This window comes from Pedobacter jeongneungensis (assembly GCF_000633455.1).
Classification (GTDB): Bacteria; Bacteroidota; Bacteroidia; order Sphingobacteriales; family Sphingobacteriaceae; genus Pedobacter; species Pedobacter jeongneungensis_A.
Genome location: NZ_AYMG01000023.1, coordinates 68,895 through 92,875, shown reverse-complemented (window position 1 = coordinate 92,875; position 23,981 = coordinate 68,895). Strand labels below are relative to the sequence as shown.

The following is a 23,981-nucleotide window of genomic DNA, read 5'->3' as shown; positions in this document are numbered from 1 at the left end:
AAAAGCTGGCATTTTGCCCAATATGATGCGTTTTCTTTTTTGTTCTTTGCAGCAATAGTATTTTTAGCCCCGGGCGTAGCGGCATCCCTGAAACGCAGCGAAGGGATACAGCGCAGCACGGGAACATACTTAAATAGTAGCTCTGGCTTTGCGCTCCAAAAAAATAATAAAAAATTTTTGTAAATCAAGGTTTGTTGCCTTGTAGGTTGTTGCAGTCCTTCTTTCCGCTATTATATTTTTGTGATTCTGCTTAAAAAATAATAGTTTAAAATTTTATCTTTATTAGTGTAACAGAAATAAAACAAATCTATTGATCAACTGTTATCCTCTAAACAAAATATAGCTGTCATGAAAAAGAAATTAGTAATGGGTTTATTAACACTTGCCTTGTTTGGTGGTGCAGCCCTAAATGTTAATGCTCAGGAAAAGAAAAAAACAGAAGTTGGTAAAGCATTAGACCATACAGGTAAAGCTATCGGAAAAGGCGCAAAATCTGTAGGTAATAAAACAGCAGAGGTTGCTGTAAAAGGAAGTTCGAAAGTTGCAGATAAAACCTGGAAAGGTAAAATGGCACCAGATGGAACTGATGTTTACATCAACGCTAAAAATGAAAAGTATTATGTAAACTCTAAAGGTGCTAAAATCTGGTTAAAACCTAGCCAGATTAAAAACAGACCTGAGCCTAAAAAATAGAAGGCTAAAGTTTATAGAAAAAACCTCGTAGATGTTAAAACCTACGAGGTTTTTATTTTATACAATGGTTCCGTATAAATCAAAATCTTCAGCACGATCAATTTTCACATTAACAAAGCTTCCGTTTGCAGCATAACTAGTTGCAGCATCAATTAACACTTCATTATCTACCTCCGGTGAATCAAATTCGGTTCTTCCTACAAAGAAATCGCCTTCTTTTTTATCAACCAGTACTTTAAAGGTTTTACCTACTTTTTCCTGATTGATATCGAAAGAAATGCCTTGCTGAATTTCCATAATATCATCCACACGTTGTTGTTTTACTTCATCCGGAATATCATCAACCAAAGTATGGGCATGTGTTTTTTCCTCATGCGAATAGGTAAAACAGCCTAAACGGTCAAATTTGGTTTCGGCAACCCATTCCTTCATTTCTTCGAAATCGTGCTCTGTTTCACCAGGATAACCGCAGATTAGTGTGGTACGCATGGCAATGTTTGGTACTTTATCGCGGATCTGATTGACTAAATCAATGGTTTTTTGTTTGGTAGTACCACGGCGCATCGATTTCAACATATTATCAGTAATGTGCTGTAATGGCATATCCAGATACTTACAGATGTTATCGCGTTCGTTCATGGCATCTAAAATTTCCATAGGGAAACCAGAAGGGTAGGCATATTGCAAACGGATCCATTCGATACCCGGTACATCGGATAAGCGGCGCATCAGCTCGTCTAATTTACGTACACCATAAAGATCCAAACCATAATAAGTAAGGTCCTGAGCAATTAAAATAAGCTCTTTTGTGCCGTTTTTAGCCAGAATTTTAGCTTCGTTAACCAACTCTTCCATTGGCTTGCTCATGTGCTTGCCACGCATTAAAGGAATAGCACAGAAAGAACATGGACGATTACAGCCTTCGGCAATTTTGAAGTAAGCAAAGTGCGAAGGGGTAGTAAGCAAACGTTCGCCAATAAGCTCATGTTTGTAATTGGCACCTAGTTCATGTAATATATTCTGTAAATCGTTTGTGCCGAAAAAGGCATCAACGTTGGTAATTTCTGATTCCAATTCAGGTTTGTAGCGCTCAGATAAACAACCTGTAACCACCACTTTGCCAATTTTACCGGCCTCTTTAAGCTCACTGAACTGTAGGATGGTATCAATTGATTCCTGTTTAGCATTATCGATAAAACCGCAGGTATTGATTACAACGATATCGTCTTTGCCCATCTTATCTGATTCGTGCACAACATTTAAATTGTTGCCACGCAACTGCCCCATCAATACTTCCGAATCGTATATGTTTTTTGAACAACCTAAGGTAATCACATTGATTTTAGGCTGTTTAACTGCGCTTTTACTTTTTACTATTTTGGTATTCATATTATATGTGATTCCACCAATGATCAAATGATTAAGGTGATAATCTTTTTGTCGATTAATTGATTATGAGATGATTGCGTCTATTTGTTTTGCTAAACTGATAACCGTTTTACCTCACAGCTTGTGTTGCCAAAGTTAATCAATAATCCGGTTTTAATTTTGCTTGCTTTTAAGTATGATATAAGTTGACTTTGAAATAACTTAGGTTGATATCCTGTTACTGATTTTAATTCTACAATTACTTTATCTTCAACAAAAAGATCACACCTAAATTTTCCTACAACAATGTTCTCAAATACAACACCGAATTCTTTTTCAGCGGTGTAATTTAAACCTGCTTGCTTAATTTTGATTTTTAGCGCATTCACGTATATTTTCTCCAGAAATCCTGGCCCTAACTGATTATGAACTTCATAACAACAGCCTATAATGGTTTGCGTTAAAGGGTCTTTTTCATATTCGATCATACATAAATTTATATATAATCTTTGAAATCCTAATCGGTGTAATCAACTAAATCAGTGGAATCAACCACGAAGTGTTATTTAAACAAACTATTCACAAACTCTTTTTTATCAAAAAGCTGTAAATCGCCTATTTTTTCTCCTACGCCAATGTATTTAACAGGAATTCTGAACTGATCTGAAATCCCGATCACTACACCTCCTTTTGCTGTTCCGTCTAATTTGGTAATGGCCAATGCATTTACATCTGTTGCTTCGGTAAACTGTTTGCACTGCTCAAAAGCATTTTGCCCGGTAGAGGCATCCAGTACCAGCAAAATTTCGTGTGGAGCACCAGGAACAACCTTTTGCATTACCTGCTTAATTTTGCCCAGCTCATTCATTAGTCCGATTTTGTTGTGCAAACGTCCGGCGGTATCGATAATCACTACATCTTCACCACTGGCAACTGCCGATTGCAGGGTATCAAAAGCAACAGAAGCTGGATCTGAACCCATGGCTTGTGCCACAACCCTTACGCCAACGCGTTCGCCCCAAAGTTTAATCTGATCAACAGCTGCAGCCCTAAATGTATCTGCGGCACCAAGAACAACCTTAAGTCCTGATTCTTTAAGTTTATGCGCCAGTTTTCCGATGGTAGTGGTTTTACCCACACCATTTACGCCAACCACCATAATTACATAAGGTTTATGGTCGCCATATTCGAACTGACGGAAATCGTTACTGTTATTTTCTGATAACAGCAGCTGAATCTCATCACGGAGAATAAAGTTGAGCTCAGAGGTATTAAGATATTTATCTTTGGCCACGCGCTCTTCAATGCGTTTGATGATTTTTAAGGTGGTACTTACACCCACATCAGAAGTTACCAAAACTTCTTCGAGGTTATCCAGTACTTCATCATCAACAGAGGATTTTCCTGCTACGGCCTTGGTGATTTTATTGAAGAAACCATCTTTGGTTTTCTCCAAACCTTTATCCAATGCTTCCTGAGCTTCAGGCGCAGTTTCTTTCTTTTTGAAAAAATCGAATAAACCCATATCTAAAATTTGCTATAACAAAAAAAGCCCTTCCGGTTAAAACGGAACGGCCTTTAATATTTTTATATTAAAAAATATTAACCTTATTTAGATGCGATAGCATCTTTTACGTGGTCGTTGTGTACGATAAGTTCTTTGAATGAGTAAGCACCAGTTTTAGGTGATTTTACCATTGTAATAACTTTCGAATATTCTTTACCTGTACCTGTTTTAAGGGTTGCAACTACTTTCTTTGCCATGTTCTTATAATTTTAATTATTAGATTTGAGATATCAGACATTAGATTTGAGACTTGCAAATGCTTTAGTCTTTAAGCTTTGGTCTTTTATTTCTAACCTATTTAATTTCTTTATGTACGGTTACTTTTCTCAATACTGGATTGAATTTTTTCAATTCTAATCTCTCAGTAGTGTTTTTACGGTTTTTGGTAGAAATATATCTAGACATACCTGGTATGCCACTTTCTTTATGTTCAGTACATTCTAAAATAACCTGAACTCTGTTACCTTTTTTTGCCATTTTATTATAAATTGAAAACTGTTAATCTCAACAGTTAATGTTTTTTACAAAAATCCTTTTTTTACGAAACGGTTAATTGCTTCGCTAATGCCCACTTTATTGATGGTTTTAATTGCTGAAGTAGAAACTTTCAACGTAATCCAACGGTTTTCTTCAGGAATATAAAATTTCTGAAGTTGTAGGTTTGGGTAAAATTTGCGTTTGGTTTTAACGTTTGAGTGAGAAACGTTGTTACCTACCATTGCTTTTTTTCCTGTTAAATCACAAACTCTTGACATGACTTGTAAATATAGTTGTTAATATCGTCCGCTTAATTTTTTTAAGAGTGTGCAAATATCTGAATAATAATTGTAAAAGACAATAGCCTAGCTAATTATTTTTATAATTAATATCTACAGGCGACAAAGGTTTGTGCAATGCGTATTAACGACTAATATTAAATTCTTGATATATTAAAAATAAATATTTCTTATCAAACGTTTGATATTCATTTTGATACGATAAGACTATTTTTCCTTGGTATTATTTATTTAAATTAGCCGCTACTAATCCAAAATATAAAACAGAGCAATGCAAATTACATCTTTTAAGCAGTACGAAGAAGATTATAAAAAAAGCGTAGAAAACCCCGAACAGTTTTGGGGCGAAGTAGCACAGAATTTTCAATGGCGTAAACCCTGGTTTAAGGTTTTATCCTGGAATTTTAACGAACCCAGTATTAAATGGTTCGAAGGCGCTAAACTTAATATTACTGAAAACTGTTTAGACCGTCATCTTGCAACCAATGGCGATAAACCGGCCATCATCTGGGAGCCGAATAATCCAGAAGAAGAAAGTGTTACGTATACTTATAAGATGCTGCACGAGCGTGTTTGCCGTTTTGCCAATGTGTTAAAACGCAACGGTGCTAAAAAAGGCGATCGTATCTGTATTTATATGCCGATGGTGCCCGAATTAGCCATTGCGGTTTTAGCCTGTGCGCGCATTGGTGCCGTTCACTCGGTTATTTTTGGTGGGTTTTCTGCAAAATCAATCGCCGACCGCATTAACGATTCGCAGTGTAAAGTGGTGATTACCGCTGATGGTTCTTATCGTGGCAACAAACAGATTCCTTTAAAAGATGTAATTGATGATGCATTGATCGGCTGTCCAACGGTGGAGAAATGTATTGTATTAACACACATCCGTACGCCTGTTTCGATGCTGAAAGGCAGGGATGTTTGGTGGGAAGATGAAGTTAAACACGTAAACGATATCTGCGAGGCAGAAGAAATGGATGCTGAAGATATGCTGTTTATCCTTTATACTTCTGGCTCAACCGGAAAACCCAAAGGTGTGGTGCATACCTGTGGCGGTTATATGGTGTATGCGGGTTATACCTTTTCGAATGTATTCAATTACCAGCCGGGTGAAGTTTATTTCTGTACGGCAGATATCGGCTGGATTACCGGTCACTCTTATATTGTTTACGGACCGCTTTCGCAGGGGGCAACCTCTGTGCTTTTCGAAGGTATCCCAACTTACCCAACACCATCTCGTTTTTGGGATATTGTAGAAAAACATAAAGTAAATACCTTATATACTGCGCCAACTGCAATCCGCTCATTAATGAGTTATGGAGATGAGCCATTAAACGGAAAAGATTTAAGCACTATCCGTGTTTTAGGCTCGGTAGGGGAGCCGATTAACGAAGAGGCCTGGCATTGGTTCGATGAAAAAATCGGGCATGGTAAAGCGCCCATTGTTGATACCTGGTGGCAAACCGAAACAGGAGGCATCATGATTTCACCAATCGCTACGGTAACGCCAACCAAACCTAGTTTCGCTACGCTGCCTTTACCGGGTATCCAGCCGATTTTGGTAGATGAAAATGGAAATGAGATTGAAGGAAATGGGGTAATGGGCAATCTTTGCATCAAATTCCCATGGCCGGGCATGTTGCGTACCACTTACGGCGACCATGAGCGTTGCAAGCAAACGTATTTTTCTACTTACGAGAATTTATATTTCACTGGCGACGGCTGTTTACGTGATGAAGATGGTTATTATAGAATTACTGGTCGCGTAGATGATGTATTAAATGTTTCAGGACACAGAATTGGTACTGCTGAAGTAGAAAATGCAATTAATATGCATGCCGGTGTAGTAGAAAGTGCAGTGGTAGGCTATCCGCATGATGTAAAAGGGCAGGGGATTTATGCTTTCGTGATTTACCCTGAAATGCATGGCGAAGCAGAATTATCGAAAAAAGATATTTTGCAAACTGTAACACGTGTAATTGGTGCAATTGCCAAACCTGATAAAATATTGTTTGTTTCCGGCCTGCCAAAAACGCGCTCTGGTAAGATTATGCGTAGGATTTTACGCAAGATTGCTGAAGGCGATACTACCAATTTAGGCGATACCTCTACGTTGTTAGATCCAGGTGTGGTAGAAGAAATTATTGAAGCCGCTAAAAAGCTTTAGTATAAACATATTTAACAACAAAGCCTCCCGATGTAAATCAGGAGGCTTTGTTGTTTATAGGCAATTATGACTAGTAGCCTGCGTTTTGAGTCAATTTTGTATTGGCGTCAATTTCTCTTTGTGGTATTGGGAAAACTAATTTAGTCGAGTTCCATGGCAAACTACCAATATTAGTTTGGGTCCTTTTTGCATCATGCAATGAAAATCCTTCAAAAGCAAACTCAAGCTTTCGTTCATTAAGGATGTCTGCCAGGGTGGCCGTTGTTGTAGTTAAGCCAGCCCTGCTTCTAACCGTTGTCAAATCTTGCAATGGTGTTACGCCTCCAATTGGTGCTGCAGGCGCCAAACGTACATTAGATTCAGCCCTGATTAAATACATTTCTGCTAACCTGATTACCGGAACATTACCAAATTGGTTGCCAAATTTAGCGGTGAAGATATCGTCATCATCATAAAAGGCATTAATCCTGTCGTCACCTGCAGTATAGGTTGCATCAATCCAATCTTGCGATATTACCGCATCTCCACGTCCTCCAAAGGTTGATGAACCATAAAACTCATTAAAACCATTAAATCCTGTTAACGTTGTCACCTGCATGGCAAAAATATCTTCGGTTGTATTTTCTCCAGGTTTTGCTGGTTTTCCACTTTCAGGCATTTTTGGGAAAGCATCTAAAAAAGCATTGGTTAAATGATAATTACCTGAAGTAATTACACGGTTTGCAGCAGAACCAGCAGCGCTATAATTACCCATTTGCAAATATAACCGGGCTAACATTGCGGCAGCAGAAGATTTGGTGGCGAAAAAGCCGTTCGTTGCCGGTAGTTTAGCTTCAGCATCTGTTAAATCCGCAATGGCCTGATTGTAAACTGCTGTTACAGAAGCCCTGCTTACATAACTGGATTCATTTACAATGCTAGTTGGCGTTAATACAATAGGAACTCCAGGATTTGTGCTCGGCGTACCATCATTATAGGCCCTGCCAAACAGTCTAACCAGTTCAAAATAGGCAGCACCTCTTATAAACTTTGCTTCTCCCTCAACCCTGCTTTTTTTTGCGGCATCAACCTTGTCAATTGCTGCAATTACGTTGTTGGCATCATTAATGGCTGTATATCCAGAAGCCCAAACGTTATCAACAAAAACATTTGTTTTTAATAGCGATTTATTGATGGCCTGTGTTAGTTCTTCGTAAGTGCCGAACCATTCTATAGCATCAGTATTAGCCAAGAAATCTGCTATTAAAAATGGTCGCCCACCAAAGAAATTACGATTGCCAAGGTCAGAATAAGCGCCAACTAATGCACCTTCAACATCTTTCGAAGTAAGTAAGGCATTCTTTTGCTCAATGGTATCAACAGGGTTTATATCCAGTGCTTTCTTGCATGATGATAGCGTCATCAACAATATGCAGGTAAATATGATGTTATTTATATATGTCTTTTTCATTTTGATTCTTGTTTAATTATAGGCCAATGTTTATACCAAATGAAATTACACGTGGTTGAGGTGCAGAATAAAAATCAACTCCCTGATTAATGTTGGTTGATTGATAATCGGCATTAACCTCCGGATCCCATCCTTTGTAACCTGTAATCGTAGCTAAATTTTGTGCGGTAGCATATAATCTTAATTTGCTCAGTTTAATTTTTGTTAATACCGACGCTGGGAATGTGTATCCAAGTGTTAACGTTTTTAAACGGAGATATGAACCATCAGATAAGTACCTGGTAGAGTTGCCAACACCGTTACCTGCAAACAACCGGGGTTCCGGAACTGTAGTTATATCACCAGGCTTATCCCAGTAATCCATCTGATCGGCCGTTTGGTTATCGTAACCATTTGAGGCATTGGCGCTCATATACTGACCGCCTGAATTAAATATCTTATTGCCTTTTACGCCCTGGAAAAATATTCCCAAATCAAAATTTTTGAAAGAAAAAGTATTATTTATACCAAAAGTGTATTTAGGATTCGGATTTCCGGCAAATATCCTTTGTGCCTTGTTAATATCCGTTGTAGTTGATCTGTCGATATTACCAGATGCATCTGTAGTGTTTAGGTAATATAAAGCATCTCCATTGGCCGGATTTACCCCAGCATATTCAGGAAGATAGAATACGCCGATCGGTTGACCTGAAATAGCGGCATTTATTTCATTGCTGTTCAAAACCTGTCCACCCAAATTGGTGATTTTATTATTGTTAATTGCTCCTGTTATAGCTGTCGACCACTTAAATGCACCTACAAAATTTTCGGTATTAATGCCCAACTCAAAACCTGTGTTTTTTAACGATCCTAAATTTTGTGTTTTGGTCGAAAATCCTGTTGTTTGTGGAATAGGAACATCTAATAATAAGTCTGTTGTATTTTTTTGATAGAAATCAAAAACTCCTGTAATTCTGTTTTTTAAGATCCCGAAGTCTAAACCAATATCCAGCTGTTTGGTTTTTTCCCATGTTAAATCTGGATTTGCAATTCGAGAAGGTATCTGCCCGGGCAAACCGCCATAAGCACCTGTTCCACTGAATAAACCACGGGCAGAATAATTTCCGATTTCTGCATTACCTGTTAAACCATAACTTACTCTTAATTTTAATAAACTGATGGTTTCACTTTGTTTTAAGAAATCTTCTTCTGATGCGATCCAGGCTAATGATCCTGCCGGGAAATAACCATATCTATTGTTTGCACCAAAACGTGATGATCCGTCAGCCCTTACACTGAAACCAACTAAATAACGGTCGTTATATTTATAATTAGCCCTGAAAAAGTACGATAAAAAACTAAATGCACCTTCATTACTGGTTGCAATTACTTTTGTTGCTGCTGATCCTAATTTAATATAAGAATCACTCGGGAAATCCTGTCCTTCAATAGTGCTGTATTTGGTTGTTGATTTTTGATAACTTGTACCTAAAATCACATCAAAAGCACTTTTTCCAATGGCTGTGTTATAGCTGAAAAAGTTATTGGTATTGGTGTTGATTACAAAGGTTGAAATATTCTGGCCGTCTCCATTTGATGTTCCTGTATTTCTAAAGGTTAATGAGCCATAGTAACTCTCTTCGTTTTGGTTTAAATTATCGATTGAAAAATCCGTACTGAATTTTAATCCTTTGGCAATATTAATGTTTGCGAAAGCCTTTCCAATAGTTCTGTACACCGTTGCCTTATAAAAAGCATTGTCGGTACTAATAAATGGATTATAATAAACAGGATAATTGGAAGCTGCTCCAGGTAAAGTTCCACTCACCAGTCCTGACCTTGGATCGATAAACGGGGTAATCGGTGATAAAGCTACCGATTGCAGTGGACTAGAAAATGCATTATCATTTGATAGCCTATTATTGATACTGTTTGAAAAGTTAAGATTAATCCCAACTTCTAAAAAATCGGTTACTTTATTGGTCAGGTTTAGTCTGCCACTATATCGTTTATAGCTGTTTCCAATTAAAATTCCTTGCTGATCTAACGCCTGGCCACCCATGTAAAATTTAGTTTTTTCATTTCCACCGGTTAAGTTAAGATCGTATTGCTGTGTAACCGGATTATCCTGATATGATGCCGCCTCCCAGTTGGAATTTACCTTGTAGCTTTGATAATCATTATTTCCAGCCGAATACCTGTTCAAGCGTGCCTCTACGCTGGCGCTATAATCATCAAGGGCCTCCTGCAGGGTGGCATAATCTCCATTAAGAAAATCTTGATTCGCGGCTCCCTGTCCTGCTCTGCGTAATATTTTAACGTATTGTTCTGCATTTAAAAACTCTTTATGGTTAGATGGAGTGCTTATTCCGCCCAATGCATTAAATTGAATGAGTGTTTTACCTGCTTTTCCTTGTTTGGTAGTAATGATGACCACACCGTTAGATGCTCTTGCACCATAAATTGCTGAAGCAGATGCGTCTTTTAATACTTCGATAGATTCGATATCATTGGTGTTGAGGTCTGCTAATGCACTGGTTGGTGCAGTGGTGCTGGAAAAATCACCAGAAGTAATAGGAATTCCATCCACAATATAAAGAGGCTCACTACCTGCGGTTACTGACGCCGCCCCCCTTACCCTTACCGTTATGCCCTGACCCAATTTTCCATTTTGTGCTGCAATTTGCACGCCTGCTGCTTTACCCTGTAGGGCTTGTTCAAAACTGGTTACCGGTAAGTTTTCAAGGTCTTTAGATTTAACAGAAGCTACAGACCCCGTCACATCCCGTTTGTTCTGCGTGCCATAACCCACTACGACCACATCAGATAGGGTATTGTTTTCCTCATCAAGGCTTACATTAACGGTTTGCCCGGTAATGGGAACTTCTTTGGATTTGTAACCGATAAAGCTAAAAACAAGTGTTTTGGCATCATCTGATACGGTTAGTTTAAAGGCTCCGGTTGCGTCGCTCTGCGTACCAGTAGATGGCGAGCCTTTTACAAATACGCTAACGCCCGGAATTGGTCCGGAGGCCGACGTCACCTTCCCGGTAATTACTTTGCCCTGTGCGAAAGCAAATGAAATTAAACCGAGAGACAAAATCATACTTAAGAGTAGTTTTTTCATCAAATTGTTCGTTTAGTTAATAATGTTTATTAGTGAGTAGAAATTATACTCTTAATATAATTAAAAATACACATAAAACCTTATGGAATAAGGTAAAATAAGGTAGTTGTTTGGATTAAGGCACAAAAAACGAAACAAAAAGTGGTTAAGATCGTTAATTAATAGAAAAATACATTATTCACAACAAAAAACACGAGCATGGATAAGTTAGAATTAAAAGGAAAGTGGAATGAAATAAAAGGAAAGGTTAAACAAGCTTATGCTGATTTAACAGACGATGATTTAAAACACGAAGAAGGGCAGGATGATGAATTATTGGGAAAACTTCAACAAAAAACCGGGAAAGGTAGAGAAGAACTTGTAAAATGGATCAACTCACTATAATATCAATTTTACAAAAGAAACAGGCGGTCAATTTGGTCGCCTGTTTTGCTTAAAAACTTTTTTTATGCCCGATATAGCCAAAAGATTTCCCGAAAACCCAATTTTATATCCAAAAGATTTAAGTCCAGGTAGGGCAGGATTGGAAATTGTTTGTCTCTTAAACCCAGGTGTTTTTACGTTCGAAGGGAAAACATGGTTGCTTATCCGCGTTGCCGAAAAACCTGAACAAAAAGAGGGTATCATTTCTTTTCCGGTATTGAAAGAAAATGGAATTGAAATTATAGCAATCGCAGAAAACCATCCTGAACTTGATGCTACCGATCCAAGGGTGATCAATTATAAAGGTGCTGATTATTTAACCACTTTATCTCATCTAAGACTGGTTTGTAGTGACGATGGCATACATTTTTATCAGCCAGAGGGATATCCATTATTGCAGGGTGAGGGTGAAGATGAGATTTTTGGAATTGAAGATTGTCGTGTTGCCTTAATCGGCGATACTTATTATTTAACTTTTACGGCAGTTTCGGAACATGGGGTTGGCGTAGGCATGCGGACTACAAAGAACTGGAAAAATTTCGAAAATCATGGAATGATCATTCCACCTCATAATAAAGATTGCGCCATATTTGAAGAACGCATAAATGGTAAATTTTATGCTTTACACCGTCCTAGTAGTGTGGCTTTAGGAGGCAATTATATCTGGTTAGCTGAATCCCCGGATGGCATCCATTGGGGCAAACACAAATGCATCGTCAAAACCAGGCCAAACTTGTGGGATAGCGCACGTGTTGGCGCAGGTGCCGCACCGATTAAAACGGAAGCTGGCTGGCTCGAAATTTACCACGGCGCAAATGAAAAACACCAATATTGTTTAGGTGCTTTTTTAATGGATTTAGAAGATCCATCTAAAGTTTTGGCCAGAACGGAAGAGCCGATTATGGTACCCAAAGAAGATTACGAACTACACGGTTTCTTTGGAGAGGTAGTATTTACAAACGGGCATGTAGTCAATGGTGATGAATTAACCATTTATTATGGAGCCGCTGATGAATTTGTTTGCGGGGCGAAATTTTCGCTGCAGGAAATTTTGAGAGAACTGGTATATTTCTAATTACCACCAAGACGCTAAGACACGAAGTTTATTTTGCATCATGCTAACCAATGAACGGATGGCTAATGAACAAATGAACTTTTTAGCCACTGATGCTCGGATTAACACGGAATAATTTGTCTAAGTTCTTTCACCACCAAGACACGAAGACACAAAGTTTATTTTTGCATCATGTTAACCAATGAACGAATGGCTAATGAACAAATGAACTTTTTAGCCACGGATGCACAGATTAACACGGAATAATTTGTCTGAGTTTTTTCACCACCAAGACGCTAAGACACGAAGTTTATTTTTGCATCATGCTAACCAATGAACGAATGGCTAATTAATTAATGAACTTTTTAGCCACGGATGCTCGGATTAACACGGAATAATTTGTCTAAGTTTTTTCACCACCAAGACACGAAGTTTATTTTTGCATCATGCTAACCAATGAACGAATGGCTAATGAACAAATGAACTTTTTAGCCACGGATGCTCGGATTAACACGGAGTAATTTTCTGCACCATGCAACCTAATGAACCAAACAAAAAGCGGTCCCCATTTCTGAGAACCGCTCATATTTTAATTTTTTGCTTTGGGTTTTTACCTTCTACCCTCCGCCTTCTTACCTTCTACCTTAATCTAGTATCCAAAAATCTGCTCTAAGCTCAATTTAGTCACCGGACCAAATTTAGCTAAATCAGCCATGTTGATTTTCTTTTCTGAAGCAACGATACAATAGCTGTATGGTTTGCCAGAAAGGTTTGTTTGGTGAAACGATTTTACATCGTTAAAAGTTAATGGCTTTAGGTTAGCATACTCATCAATTCTTGAATCATGATCAAAACCTAATTTTTTATCTGCTAAATAGGTATAAATGATGCCATCTTTAGTAATACGGCTGGTTTCTATGCCATTTAAAGAATTGGTTTTTGATAAATCGAATGATTTGTCCGATTCAGGTAACGTGGTTAATAAGTCGTTCATACCAGCAACCGCATCATTCATTTTATCAGCCTGCGTACCTACATAAGCGATAATTGTATTTTCTTTTTCTTTACTGTTTGGAGAAGAATATACCGCAAAGGTAGAGTAGGCTAAAGCTTTAGATTCGCGGATGGTTTGGAATACCACAGAACCCATACCGCCACCAAAATAGTTATTGAATAAAGCAATTTTAGCTGAATTGGCCGGATCGTATAATCCACCATTACGTACCCAACGGATTTCTGCCTGAACCATGTCATAATCGGCAAAATAAACCTTGTTCGAATCAGTTTTGGTGTACACAAATTTCTTGATCGGCGCCGCATCTGTAAATTCTTTTGCCAATGGATGTGCTTTAACAATCTCAGCAGAAAATGCTGCTAAAGTTTTAGGTCCGTAATAAGTAATGGTGTGTTTATAATTGGTAAGGTTATGCAGGATGTAAATCAAATCGGCTGATTTCATATTTTTGATCTCATCATTCGTTAATCCATAGTTGAAAGGATTATCTTTTCCGTATTGTGCATAGCTCATTAAACCACCCAGGATTGATGATTTATTCAATTTGGCATTATCTCTCGATTTTAATAAACGGCCTTTTAAATCTTCAAGGGCTTTTTCGTTTGGCTTGCAATGTGCTAAAACATCTTCAAGTAGCGCTACCGCTTTTTCGAAATTCTCTTGTAAACCGCTGATCGATACCGTAGTCACATCAGTGCCTACATTAACGTTGTAGCTACAGGCGATGTTATAAAAGGCTTTGCTGATATCTTCTGCAGAATATTTATCGGTGCTTAAGAAAGCTAAATATTGAGCAGCATAAGGCAATAATTTGTAATTGTAAGAGCCCATATCAAAACGGTAACTCATGCGGAAAATTCCGTTTTCAGTGTTTTGAACGGCAATTACATCGGCAATGCCTGCTTTACCAAATTGAAGATCTTTTGTATAATCTAAAAATTTAGGAGCAATTGGTTTAACCGGTGCCGCAATAATTTCTTTTGTGAATGGAGAAACCTCGTTTACATTAGTTTTTACAGCAGTGATGGTTGGTTTTTCTACTTTTATAATGCTTTTATCTTCGCCTTTATGTTTTAAGATGGAAACATAATTGTTAATGAAAAACTTATTGGCAAAATCTACAATTTCTTTTTTGGTTACTTTGCCCATAGCATCGGTTGATGCCAATGTTTTATCCCACTCCGTACCACGGTTTTGAATAAAGGCATTCATGGTAAAATCGGCACGTACGTCGTTATTATCAAAGTTCTGTAGTTCAGATAATTTAATATTTGCAACAGTAGCTTTGATCAAACTTTCATCAAATTCGCCCTTTTTAAGCAATTCTACCTGCTCTAATAATAATTTTTGAGCTTCCTCTAAACTCTGACCTGCTTTTGGCGAGCCAGATAAAATGAAGATACCATAATCTTTCATCGAGTTGTAACCGGCACCTGCCCTTAACATTTTTTGCTGTTTATTAATGTTGATATCCATTAAACCAGCTTTGCCATTAGCTAAAATACTGCTGATTAAATCAAGCAATAAACTCTCGTGGGTATTTTGTGCAAAACCCCTGTAAGCAACATATAAACTTTCGGCACTTGGTCCATAAATATCAACTTTTTGAACCTGTGTTAATGGTTTTTCAGGAGCAGGATTGTATAACGATAATGGTTTAGACTTCATGTAAGCAAAATCCTTATCAATTTTTTTAATCAGGTCATCATAATTAATATCACCACTCATAATTACGGCCATATTGTTCGGCACATAATATTTATCGTAATATTTTCTGATTTCGATTAACGACGGATTCTTTAAATGCTCAATTGTACCAATGGTGGTTTGTTGTCCGTAATTGTGCGTTGGGAACAACGAATACAACATTTTCTCGTACATTTTACGTCCGTCGTTATCCATGCCAATGTTTTTCTCTTCGTAAACCGCTTCTAACTCTGTGTGGAAAATGCGGAAAACAGGTGCACGGAAACGTTCTGCCTGTACAGCTAAAAATTTATCAATGGCGTTTGATGGAAGGTCTTCCTCGTACACCGTTTCCTCTACCGAAGTATGGGCATTTGTGCTATTGCTTCCGATCGATTTCATCATTTTATCGTATTCGTTTGCAATCGAATAATTAGAAGCCTCGCCCGAAGTTTTATCGATTTCTTTATAAATCTCCTTACGTTTAACCGGATCCGTGGTTTTGTTATAAGTTTCGTAAAGTGCCTCAATCTTATCCAGATAAGGTTTTTCTTTGGCGTAGTTTAACGTTCCGAATTTATCCGTTCCTTTAAATAAAAGGTGCTCTAAATAATGCGCTAAACCGGTATTAGTCCTGGGATCGGTATTACTACCTGCCCTAACCGCCATTTTATAGGTGATATTTGGCTCTTTGTTATTTTGGGATAAAATTACCGTTAGGCCATTTTTTAGGGTATAAAAACGGGTTTTGGTCGGATCGTTGGTTACATATTTGTAGGCGTAGCCACCCGAAGTTCCTGTTTTCCACTGATAGGTTGTTTGAGCATTCGCTAAAGAACCTGTAATCAGAAAACAAGCCAAAGTAAATAGTTTGAATTTCATTGAATTGGTTTTGGTTTTTATGATCATGAGGGTGTATTTGGTTGATGATAGGAAGACCAAATACAGCGTTCATTTGTAATAAGTTATTTATTCAAATATATATGCTTTCTGTTATCGAATGAAAATAATTTTTATTTCGGAACTAAAAAGTCAGGAATAAATGATTTTAGCATATAAATCAAGGTTTATTGTGCCTTGAATTTATAAATCTGTATTTTTACCGGCATGACAAAGCAGGGCACAAAACCAAATATTTTAGTTGTAAACGACGATGGTATTACAGCTACGGGTATCAAAAATTTAATGGAAGTAATGCAAGGGTTGGGGAATGTAGTGGTAGTTGCACCAGATAGTCCTCAAAGCGGAATGGGACATGCCATCACCATTGGAAAACCAATCCGTTTTGATAAAGTTGACCTTTATGAGGGGGTAGAAATGTACAAATGCAGTGGAACTCCTGTTGATTGTGTTAAAATTGCCGTAAACAAGATTTTTAAGGGTAAAAAACCTGATTTATGCGTATCTGGAATCAACCATGGATTGAATAACTCAATTAATGTATTGTATTCTGGCACCATGTCGGCTGCGGTAGAAGGAGCCATTGAAAAAATTCCATCTATTGGTTTCTCTTTAGATGATTTTGCTGCCGATGCCGATTTCAGTCATACCAAAAAGTACATAAAAAACATATGCGAACAGGTTTTGGCCAATGGTTTACCAGAGGGTACCTTATTAAATGTTAATTTCCCAAAAGGCGACAACTTAAAAGGGGTTAAAATCTGTCGTCAGGCCAATGCAAAATGGATGGAAGAGTTTGATGAAAGAACAGATCCTTACAAACGTCCATATTATTGGTTAACTGGTGTTTTTGAAAATTTTGATAAAGGAGAGGATACCGATGTTTGGGCTTTAGAACATAATTATGTTTCTATTGTTCCCGTTCAGTTTGATTTAACCGCACACCATGCCATCCAGGCCCTAAACAGTTGGGATTTTACCGGTAGTGATGATGCTAAATCTGAAAGTGCAGGCAAAAAAGTTTCGGCACCCGATGGCATTAATTTAGGTTAGGCAACTGCTATTATGATTGATCGGTTAAAAAGATTAAATAATTCGGTATGGGTAGGTTTGGGCATTGGTTTGCTTATCCCTGCAATTTTTTGTTCCATCGCATGGTATATTATTCACCATGTGGCCTACCTTGCCAAAGCCGATTTGTTGTACATCGGTGGGATTGCAATAAACGCCTACACCATGCAAACATTTTTTAAATACAATAAAGAAAATATCGGCAGGGGCATATTGGCTGCAACATTTTTATGCGCTTTTGCGTTTTTTGCCTACAAAGTTTTTTGAAAAACAGCGTCATTGCGAACTGAAGAAGAGGATGGTGAGCGGGCGTGAAGCAATCTATCCGGAATAAAGAAGGATTAAGTAATAAAAACAACATAAAAGATTGCTTCGTCGTGCCTCCCCGCAATGACGATTATACCATAAATTATAACATGAAGTACTACCTCGTAGCCGGAGAAGCCTCAGGCGATTTACATGGCGCCAATTTAATGAAAGCCTTAAAAACTGAGGATAGCGAAGCTGTGTTCAGGTATTTTGGTGGCGATAAAATGCAGGCAGAAGGTGGCGGGTTGGTTAAACATTATGCCGATATGGCTTTTATGGGTTTTACCGAAGTGCTTTTAAATTTAAGGACCATTTTTAGAAACCTCAAGGCCTGTAAAGAAGATATTCTAAAATGGAAACCCGATGTGTTGATCCTGATCGATTTTCCGGGTTTTAACCTGAAAATTGCTGAATTTGCTAAAGCTAATGGTATAAAGGTTTGTTATTATATTTCGCCTAAAGTTTGGGCCTGGAATCAAAAAAGGGTACTCAAAATAAAAAGAATTGTTGATCACATGTTCTGTATTTTGCCTTTCGAGGTCGATTTTTACATGGAATGGGGCATGAAGGTAGATTATGTGGGCAATCCGCTTTTGGATGAAATTGCACAGTTTACGCCAGGTGTAAACTTTCGTGAAAACAATCAACTGGGAGACGAAAAAATTATTGCCCTGTTGCCCGGTAGCCGTAAACAGGAAATAGAGCGCTTGCTGCCGGTAATGTTAAGCGTTACAGAAGAATATCCGGAATATACTTTTGCCATTGCAGCTGCCCCAACTTTTACCGAAGCTTATTACCACCAGTTTACCGGAAATAAAAAAGTCAAACTGCTGTTTAACAATACTTATAATTTATTGCATCATGCCCATGCTGCAATTGTAGCATCGGGAACAGCTACACTGGAAACTGCCTTATTTAAAGTGCCACAGGTAGTGGTTTATAAAGGGGGTACCATCTCAATCGCCATTGCAAGGATGCTGGTGAAAATTAAATTCATCTCGTTAGTTAACCTCATTGTAAACAAAAAGATTGTATCCGAGCTGATTCAGGAAGATTGCAATACCCAAAAGGTTAGCGAAGAACTCAAGATTATCTTAGCAGGCGAGGGTAGAAACGAAATGTTAAAGCATTATGATGAGCTCCTTTCGTTAATGGGTAAACCTGGTGCCTCGGCAAAAACTGCCAGGTTAATTTCTACATATTTACACTAAACTAAGTTTTCCCGCTAACGTAACATTTTAGGTTGGTTTTGATTTTTTTTAAAACAAAACGGCCTTTAATGCGTTACTAAATCGTTTTGCGGAAATCCTAATTAAAACTAATTAATCTCATTGCTCTTATTAATTTGGTGAAATTTGGCCGCATTGCGTAACTAATTATAAACTAAACTAGTGAGTGCCAATGAAAAACATTTTACTCAGGATGTCAGGATTCCTATGCCTGATCCTACTTTCAAGCCCCCAGTTGTTTGCGAAAATTACGAGCGAAAAAATCAGTTTCAACCGTTATTATTTTCAGCAGGATACAACTAAAAAACAAGACACAACCAAAAAAGTTCCGGTTGCCAAACCTGCCGATACGGTAAAAGTACCGCCGAATCCTCTTGGTGGCTCGCCTCCGGTTACTACTCCGGCTCCCGTACCAGCAACAGCCCCTGCAACACCAGCTGCTGCCCCTACAGCATCTACCGGCCAAAAAACAATTACAGGTATTGTTGTAGATGAGCAGAAAATCGGTTTACCTGGTGTCGGGATTAAAATCCAGGGCAAAACAGGTGGTAGTGTAACTCAGGAAAACGGTAAGTTCAGTATCAACGTAACTTCCCCAACCGATGTACTGGTATTCAGTTATATCGGTTACCAAACGAAATCTGTTCCGGCAGGTAATGGTGCGACGCCATTAAACATTAGTTTGGTGCCATCCCAGTCACAAAAATTAGATGAGGTTGTGGTTGTTGGTTATGGAACACTGAAAACTAAAGAAGTTACCTCTTCAGTTGCCCACGTAGATACCTCGCAGTTTAGGCAAAGTGGTGCCCGAAGTGCATTGGATCTTGTTCAGGGGAAAGTTGCAGGATTAAACATTACCAGGGCAAACAGCTCAAATCCCAATTCAGGGCCAAGTGTCCAATTGCGTGGAGTGGTTTCTGTAGCTGGTAGTGCAAGCCCGCTTTATGTTATTGATGGGATCCCTGGTGGTAACCCCGATCTTTTGCAGCAAGATGATATCTTATCTGTCGATGTGTTAAAAGATGGTTCTGGTGCAGCAATTTATGGTACCAGTGCAAACGCCGGTGTAATTTTAATCACCACCAAAAAAGGTAAGCCAGGTCCGCCAACATTTGCCTACTCAAATTATTTCCGTAAGGAATTTGTTCAAAACCGGTTAGATTTTTTAACTGCAGATGAGTTTAGGGCCAAAATCAATGCTGGTGAAATTAATGCTATTGATTATGGAGGAAGTGAAGATCTGTATGATAAATTGGTAAATCACAACAATCTGTCTCAGAACCATAACCTTGCACTTTCTGGAGGAACAGATAAAACAAGCTATAGAGCAAGTTTAAATTATCGCGATTTACAGGGTATTGCCTTAGAAAATGGCAGGAAAGAATATACCGGAAGATTAAACATCAACCAGAAAGGTTTTGATGATAAATTAAATATCCAGTTAAATCTGGCCACGAATGTAAATAATGCCAATTTACTTTCCAATGGTCTTACCGCGCCATTTTTTGATAATGAATTAAATGGAAGTGGCTGGGAAGAAGAATTAGCTAAAAATCCTACTAAGCAGATTTATAATCCTGATGGTTCGTTTTATTACGATAACCAGAGTACCAATCAATATGCAAGGCTTTTTACCCAAACAAGCTATCGCAAACAGCAAACCACCTCTGCTGATGTGAAAGCTGATTTCGACATTGTAAAAGGTTTAAAGGCGTCGGTATTTGGGTCGTTACAGCGGGATAATTTTGTTGATGGTGGTTATGCACAACTGAATAGTGAAAACTCCATAGAAAACAGTGATTACCCGGGTGGCGGATATGCTTTCAAAAATAATTTCCTTTCACAGGGTTATGCTTTTGAGCCAACCTTACAATACACTACAACATTTGCCAGCAAACATTCTATTACCGCTTTGGCAGGTTACAGTTATCGTTATAACATCGAAGAAGGTACCAAGGCTAATACACGGGGTTTCTTGAACGATCAGTTTAATGAAGATAACCTGGGTGCCGGACAGGCACTGGCCGATGGCAAAGCAGGTATGGGCAGTTATAAAAACGATAATACACTAATTGCCTTTTTTGGTAGAATTAACTACTCCTACGATAATAAATACCTGTTACAATTAATTTTAAGACATGAAGGTTCATCCAGATTTGGAGACAATAACAAATGGGGTAATTTCCCGGCTGTTTCTGTGGGTTGGAATGTTACCGAAGAAGGGTTTATGAAAGATGTAAAGTGGGTTAACTACTTAAAATTAAGAGCAGGTTTTGGTGTAACCGGTAATTCTGGTTTTGCCAATAATGCATCAAGGGTGGTGCTTAGTGGAGGAGGTAAATACCTGTATCCTGATGGCAGTTATAGAGAAACTTATGGTCCACAATATAATCCAAACCCTTTTCTTAAATGGGAATCTAAAAGCGAAACCAATGTCGGCGTTGATTTTACCTTGTTTAACAGTAAGCTGACCGGATCCATAGATGTTTTCGACAGAACAACGAAAGATCTGTTGGATTTATACACTACACCTCAACCTCCTTACGTTCAAAGTACCATTTATGCCAATGTTGGTAATATCTCATCAAGGGGTATAGAACTTGCCCTGAGCTATCAGGCCATAAAAACTAAAGATTTTACTTTTAGTATGGATTTTACCGGTAGTACCATCAAAAATACCTTAAATTCTTACTCTAACGACTCTTTTGCCGTTAAATACAGGACTTTCGGCGGAATAGGTGGTTCAGGCGATCTAGGAGATGCTATTACCACTTATGAGGGTGAAGAAGTGGGTGTTTTTTATGGTAAACGTTTTGCAGGTTTTGATGCAAATGGAAAGTGGTTGTTTTATAATAGAAACGGTGTTCCGGTACGTAACGACCAAATAAACAATTCAAAAGATAAGAATGTATCGGATTTAGCGCCGATAGGAAATGCTATTCCGAAATATTATGCATCTTATACCGCTAATTTCACTTATAAAAATTTCGATTTCAGGGTGTTTTTAAGGGGTAAATTCGATTACGATATCTTAAATGCAACTGCATTAACTTATGGAAATCCGGCTATTACAGGTTCCAATTACCTGAGAGAAGCGTTTGGGAAATATAGCCAGATCAATGATACTTATATGTACTCCGATTATTATATAGAAAGTGGTACAAACGTAAAAATTGATGAGGTTACCCTGGGTTACAACTTTAAGTTAAAAACAAAATATATCCGCAACCTGCGCGTATATGCCACCGGCCAGAATTTAGCAACCATTACAGGGTACAGCGGTAACGATCCTGATTTTGTTCAGGATACAGGCTTAGGCCCTGGTGTCGATAACCGCGGTGCTTATCCAAGTACCAGGTCATTCTTATTTGGTGTTAACGTAGGGTTTTAATAGATAACAAAATGAAAAATAAATCAATCATATATACAGCCCTTGCGCTAATAGTTGGTATGGCTTCTGCCTGTACCAATTTAGATGAAAATGCATACGACGTTATTCCGGCTGAGAAATTTTATAACAATAAAAACGAGGTAATTTCTGCTGTGTTAAGACCATATACCCATGCAAATGCCTGGGTAACACCTTCCGGACAGGATGGATGGTGGCGTTTGGCCGAACTTTCTGCAGATCAGCTGGCATGGCCAACTAAAGGGCCGCATGGTGAAGATGGCGGTAAATGGAAAAGACTACATTATCATAGCTGGACGGTAGATGAGGCAGGTATAAACAATGCCTGGACCCTGATGTATGCCGGCGTTGGCTACTGTAATGATCCAATTACCAATATAGAATCGAGAGATATTTCTGCCATGGGCATTAGCCAAAAGGAAAAAGACGAATACATTGCAGAACTGAAATTGTTACGCGCATTCCATTACCTTAAGCTAATGGACCTATTCGGTAATATTCCATTATCAACCAGTGTTGCAGATCCTATAAATCCTGTTTTACCGAATACCACCAGCCGGAAAGATGTTTTTGCCTTTATCGAAAAGGAAATAAAAGATAACATCAATAATGTACCTAAACTATCAAGGGCACAACTGGGGAGAATGAGCCAGGCAAGTGGTTATGCGATGCTGGTAGAGCTATACCTCAATGCAGAAGTGTGGACAGGTACCGCCCGTTGGGACGACTGTATTGCTGCTGCCGATAAATTGATTAATAATGAAGGTGGCGGACAAAGTGGTAATATGGCGCTGGATCCGAACATTTCAGATCAGTTTAAAAATACCAACGATTTATCAAAAGAGGTAATTTTCTCTATTGCTTACGATTTTACAAGAGCCAAATTTGAACCATCATGGACTGGCGAGTTTTATCACTTTGCACAAAGAGATATTTATGGTGGGGGCAGAAATGGCAATGATGGGATTGTATTGATTCCTGGAGTTTATACCACTTTTGAAACCGACGACCTTCGTAAAACCAATTGGCTTTTGTTTGGTCCGCAATTTAAATTTACCGACCCTGCCTCACCGGTGCAAGGTACCGTAGAATATGCAGGTAAAGCACTTTCATTTGTAGATAATATCCAAAAAAATACTAAAAACTCTACCGTAAGTAATATGAGTGAAGGAGAAGAAAACAGCGGGGTGCGTTTTAATAAATATAAACTGGGTAATTCTTTGCCTGGCCTTGTTAACGGTGTGCGTGTAGAACCAGATCCAAACTATAACAATACTGATTGGAATGTGTACCGTTTAACCTGGATTTATTTTGCTAAAGCCGAAGCCATCATGCGTAAAAATGGCGGAACTGCCACAGCAGATGCTGTAACTTTGATCAATACCTGCAAACAAAGGGCTTATACAACGGCTACCTGGCCGGCCCATGCTTATACAACTGCTTCGTTAACTTTAGACGAGCTTTTGGCAGAACGTGGAAGGGAATTTATTTTCGAAGGTTTTAGAAGAGACGATCTTATCCGTTTTGGAAAGTTTAGCAATACCAAATGGTGGGATCATGAGATATCTACACCAACAAGGTCGTTATATCCAATTCCTCAGCGACAAAGAGATTTTAATCCAAAACTCACACAAAATCCTGGATATTAATTTTGATACAAAAGGCGCTTCATAAGCGCCTTTTGCTGTTTTATACCTCATTTTTTTATCCTGCCCACCTTTAACAACTGTTTCTAAAACGATTAACATAAAAAATGTT

The 23,981-nt window shown here is 38.3% G+C and carries 18 protein-coding genes; 9 read left to right on the top strand and 9 right to left on the bottom strand.

Translation table 11 applies throughout. The features are described 5' to 3' along the window. The first annotated feature begins 348 nt into the window (after nucleotides 1–348). A complete protein-coding gene (locus tag U859_RS0120160; protein WP_025145126.1) occupies nucleotides 349–693 on the top strand; it encodes a hypothetical protein in 345 nt (114 codons plus the stop codon). A gap of 57 nt (nucleotides 694–750) precedes the next feature. Here U859_RS0120160 and rimO read toward each other — a convergent pair whose 3' ends face one another. The 6 genes from rimO to rpmB all read right to left on the bottom strand — a co-directional run bounded on the left by rimO (nucleotide 751) and on the right by rpmB (nucleotide 4,383). Next, nucleotides 751–2,082 (bottom strand): 30S ribosomal protein S12 methylthiotransferase RimO, encoded by a 1,332-nt coding sequence (gene rimO / locus U859_RS0120155; RefSeq protein ID WP_025145125.1) that lies wholly within the window; start codon nucleotides 2,080–2,082, stop codon nucleotides 751–753. A 92-nt stretch (nucleotides 2,083–2,174) separates the two neighbouring features. Then, nucleotides 2,175–2,549, bottom strand: coding sequence for a GxxExxY protein (locus U859_RS0120150; RefSeq protein ID WP_025145124.1), 375 nt, complete (start codon nucleotides 2,547–2,549; stop codon nucleotides 2,175–2,177). A 74-nt stretch (nucleotides 2,550–2,623) separates the two neighbouring features. Further along, nucleotides 2,624–3,586: a signal recognition particle-docking protein FtsY gene (ftsY, locus tag U859_RS0120145; protein ID WP_025145123.1), complete on the bottom strand. Its 963-nt coding sequence runs from the start codon at nucleotides 3,584–3,586 to the stop codon at nucleotides 2,624–2,626. Between the two features lie 83 nt (nucleotides 3,587–3,669). Then, nucleotides 3,670–3,825, bottom strand: coding sequence for a DUF4295 domain-containing protein (locus U859_RS31485; RefSeq protein ID WP_010599808.1), 156 nt, complete (start codon nucleotides 3,823–3,825; stop codon nucleotides 3,670–3,672). Between the two features lie 97 nt (nucleotides 3,826–3,922). Continuing rightward, nucleotides 3,923–4,105: a 50S ribosomal protein L33 gene (rpmG, locus tag U859_RS0120135; RefSeq protein ID WP_025145122.1), complete on the bottom strand. Its 183-nt coding sequence runs from the start codon at nucleotides 4,103–4,105 to the stop codon at nucleotides 3,923–3,925. 44 nt (nucleotides 4,106–4,149) lie between these two features. After that, nucleotides 4,150–4,383: a 50S ribosomal protein L28 gene (rpmB, locus tag U859_RS0120130; RefSeq protein ID WP_025145121.1), complete on the bottom strand. Its 234-nt coding sequence runs from the start codon at nucleotides 4,381–4,383 to the stop codon at nucleotides 4,150–4,152. Nucleotides 4,384–4,675: 292 nt separating this feature from the next. Between rpmB and acs the strand changes: the two genes are divergently transcribed. Further along, a complete protein-coding gene (gene acs / locus U859_RS0120125; protein ID WP_025145120.1) occupies nucleotides 4,676–6,571 on the top strand; it encodes an acetate--CoA ligase in 1,896 nt (631 codons plus the stop codon). Nucleotides 6,572–6,641: 70 nt separating this feature from the next. Here acs and U859_RS0120120 read toward each other — a convergent pair whose 3' ends face one another. Further along, nucleotides 6,642–8,021 (bottom strand): RagB/SusD family nutrient uptake outer membrane protein, encoded by a 1,380-nt coding sequence (locus U859_RS0120120; protein WP_025145119.1) that lies wholly within the window; start codon nucleotides 8,019–8,021, stop codon nucleotides 6,642–6,644. Between the two features lie 16 nt (nucleotides 8,022–8,037). Beyond that, nucleotides 8,038–11,127, bottom strand: a complete 3,090-nt coding sequence (locus U859_RS0120115; protein WP_025145118.1) for a SusC/RagA family TonB-linked outer membrane protein — start codon at nucleotides 11,125–11,127, stop codon at nucleotides 8,038–8,040. 198 nt (nucleotides 11,128–11,325) lie between these two features. Between U859_RS0120115 and U859_RS0120110 the strand changes: the two genes are divergently transcribed. Then, complete coding sequence (locus U859_RS0120110) at nucleotides 11,326–11,511, top strand: CsbD family protein (protein WP_025145117.1); 186 nt, start codon at nucleotides 11,326–11,328, stop codon at nucleotides 11,509–11,511. 64 nt (nucleotides 11,512–11,575) lie between these two features. Continuing rightward, nucleotides 11,576–12,625 carry a glycoside hydrolase family 130 protein gene (locus tag U859_RS0120105; RefSeq protein ID WP_025145116.1) on the top strand — a complete coding sequence of 350 codons (1,050 nt, stop codon included), beginning with the start codon at nucleotides 11,576–11,578 and terminating at the stop codon, nucleotides 12,623–12,625. A 628-nt stretch (nucleotides 12,626–13,253) separates the two neighbouring features. Here the strand turns inward: U859_RS0120105 and U859_RS0120100 are convergent. Then, nucleotides 13,254–16,187 (bottom strand): M16 family metallopeptidase, encoded by a 2,934-nt coding sequence (locus tag U859_RS0120100; protein ID WP_025145115.1) that lies wholly within the window; start codon nucleotides 16,185–16,187, stop codon nucleotides 13,254–13,256. 225 nt (nucleotides 16,188–16,412) lie between these two features. On the opposite strand from U859_RS0120100, the gene surE reads away from it, so the two are divergent. From surE to U859_RS0120075, 5 genes are all read left to right on the top strand, one after another. Next, complete coding sequence (gene surE / locus U859_RS0120095) at nucleotides 16,413–17,258, top strand: 5'/3'-nucleotidase SurE (RefSeq protein WP_025145114.1); 846 nt, start codon at nucleotides 16,413–16,415, stop codon at nucleotides 17,256–17,258. 12 nt (nucleotides 17,259–17,270) lie between these two features. Next, a complete protein-coding gene (locus U859_RS0120090; RefSeq protein WP_025145113.1) occupies nucleotides 17,271–17,543 on the top strand; it encodes a hypothetical protein in 273 nt (90 codons plus the stop codon). A gap of 149 nt (nucleotides 17,544–17,692) precedes the next feature. Then, the gene (lpxB, locus tag U859_RS0120085) at nucleotides 17,693–18,796 is read left to right on the top strand and encodes a lipid-A-disaccharide synthase (RefSeq protein WP_025145112.1); all 1,104 of its coding nucleotides are present in this window, start codon (nucleotides 17,693–17,695) and stop codon (nucleotides 18,794–18,796) included. Between the two features lie 190 nt (nucleotides 18,797–18,986). Continuing rightward, the gene (locus tag U859_RS0120080; protein WP_025145111.1) at nucleotides 18,987–22,205 is read left to right on the top strand and encodes a SusC/RagA family TonB-linked outer membrane protein; all 3,219 of its coding nucleotides are present in this window, start codon (nucleotides 18,987–18,989) and stop codon (nucleotides 22,203–22,205) included. A gap of 11 nt (nucleotides 22,206–22,216) precedes the next feature. After that, on the top strand, nucleotides 22,217–23,872 hold the full coding sequence (locus tag U859_RS0120075) for a RagB/SusD family nutrient uptake outer membrane protein (RefSeq protein ID WP_025145110.1): 1,656 nt from the start codon (nucleotides 22,217–22,219) through the stop codon (nucleotides 23,870–23,872). The last annotated feature ends 109 nt before the right edge of the window (nucleotides 23,873–23,981 follow it).

Bases quoted from the DNA above. Each gene is read 5' to 3' on its own strand.
- U859_RS0120160 (WP_025145126.1), top strand. From the start codon at position 349: ATGAAAAAGAAATTAGTAATGGGTTTATTAACACTTGCCTTGTTTGGT.
- rimO (WP_025145125.1), bottom strand. From the start codon at position 2,082: ATGAATACCAAAATAGTAAAAAGTAAAAGCGCAGTTAAACAGCCTAAA.
- U859_RS0120150 (WP_025145124.1), bottom strand. From the start codon at position 2,549: ATGATCGAATATGAAAAAGACCCTTTAACGCAAACCATTATAGGCTGT.
- ftsY (WP_025145123.1), bottom strand. From the start codon at position 3,586: ATGGGTTTATTCGATTTTTTCAAAAAGAAAGAAACTGCGCCTGAAGCT.
- U859_RS31485 (WP_010599808.1), bottom strand. From the start codon at position 3,825: ATGGCAAAGAAAGTAGTTGCAACCCTTAAAACAGGTACAGGTAAAGAA.
- rpmG (WP_025145122.1), bottom strand. From the start codon at position 4,105: ATGGCAAAAAAAGGTAACAGAGTTCAGGTTATTTTAGAATGTACTGAA.
- rpmB (WP_025145121.1), bottom strand. From the start codon at position 4,383: ATGTCAAGAGTTTGTGATTTAACAGGAAAAAAAGCAATGGTAGGTAAC.
- acs (WP_025145120.1), top strand. From the start codon at position 4,676: ATGCAAATTACATCTTTTAAGCAGTACGAAGAAGATTATAAAAAAAGC.
- U859_RS0120120 (WP_025145119.1), bottom strand. From the start codon at position 8,021: ATGAAAAAGACATATATAAATAACATCATATTTACCTGCATATTGTTG.
- U859_RS0120115 (WP_025145118.1), bottom strand. From the start codon at position 11,127: ATGAAAAAACTACTCTTAAGTATGATTTTGTCTCTCGGTTTAATTTCA.
- U859_RS0120110 (WP_025145117.1), top strand. From the start codon at position 11,326: ATGGATAAGTTAGAATTAAAAGGAAAGTGGAATGAAATAAAAGGAAAG.
- U859_RS0120105 (WP_025145116.1), top strand. From the start codon at position 11,576: ATGCCCGATATAGCCAAAAGATTTCCCGAAAACCCAATTTTATATCCA.
- U859_RS0120100 (WP_025145115.1), bottom strand. From the start codon at position 16,187: ATGAAATTCAAACTATTTACTTTGGCTTGTTTTCTGATTACAGGTTCT.
- surE (WP_025145114.1), top strand. From the start codon at position 16,413: ATGACAAAGCAGGGCACAAAACCAAATATTTTAGTTGTAAACGACGAT.
- U859_RS0120090 (WP_025145113.1), top strand. From the start codon at position 17,271: ATGATTGATCGGTTAAAAAGATTAAATAATTCGGTATGGGTAGGTTTG.
- lpxB (WP_025145112.1), top strand. From the start codon at position 17,693: ATGAAGTACTACCTCGTAGCCGGAGAAGCCTCAGGCGATTTACATGGC.
- U859_RS0120080 (WP_025145111.1), top strand. From the start codon at position 18,987: ATGAAAAACATTTTACTCAGGATGTCAGGATTCCTATGCCTGATCCTA.
- U859_RS0120075 (WP_025145110.1), top strand. From the start codon at position 22,217: ATGAAAAATAAATCAATCATATATACAGCCCTTGCGCTAATAGTTGGT.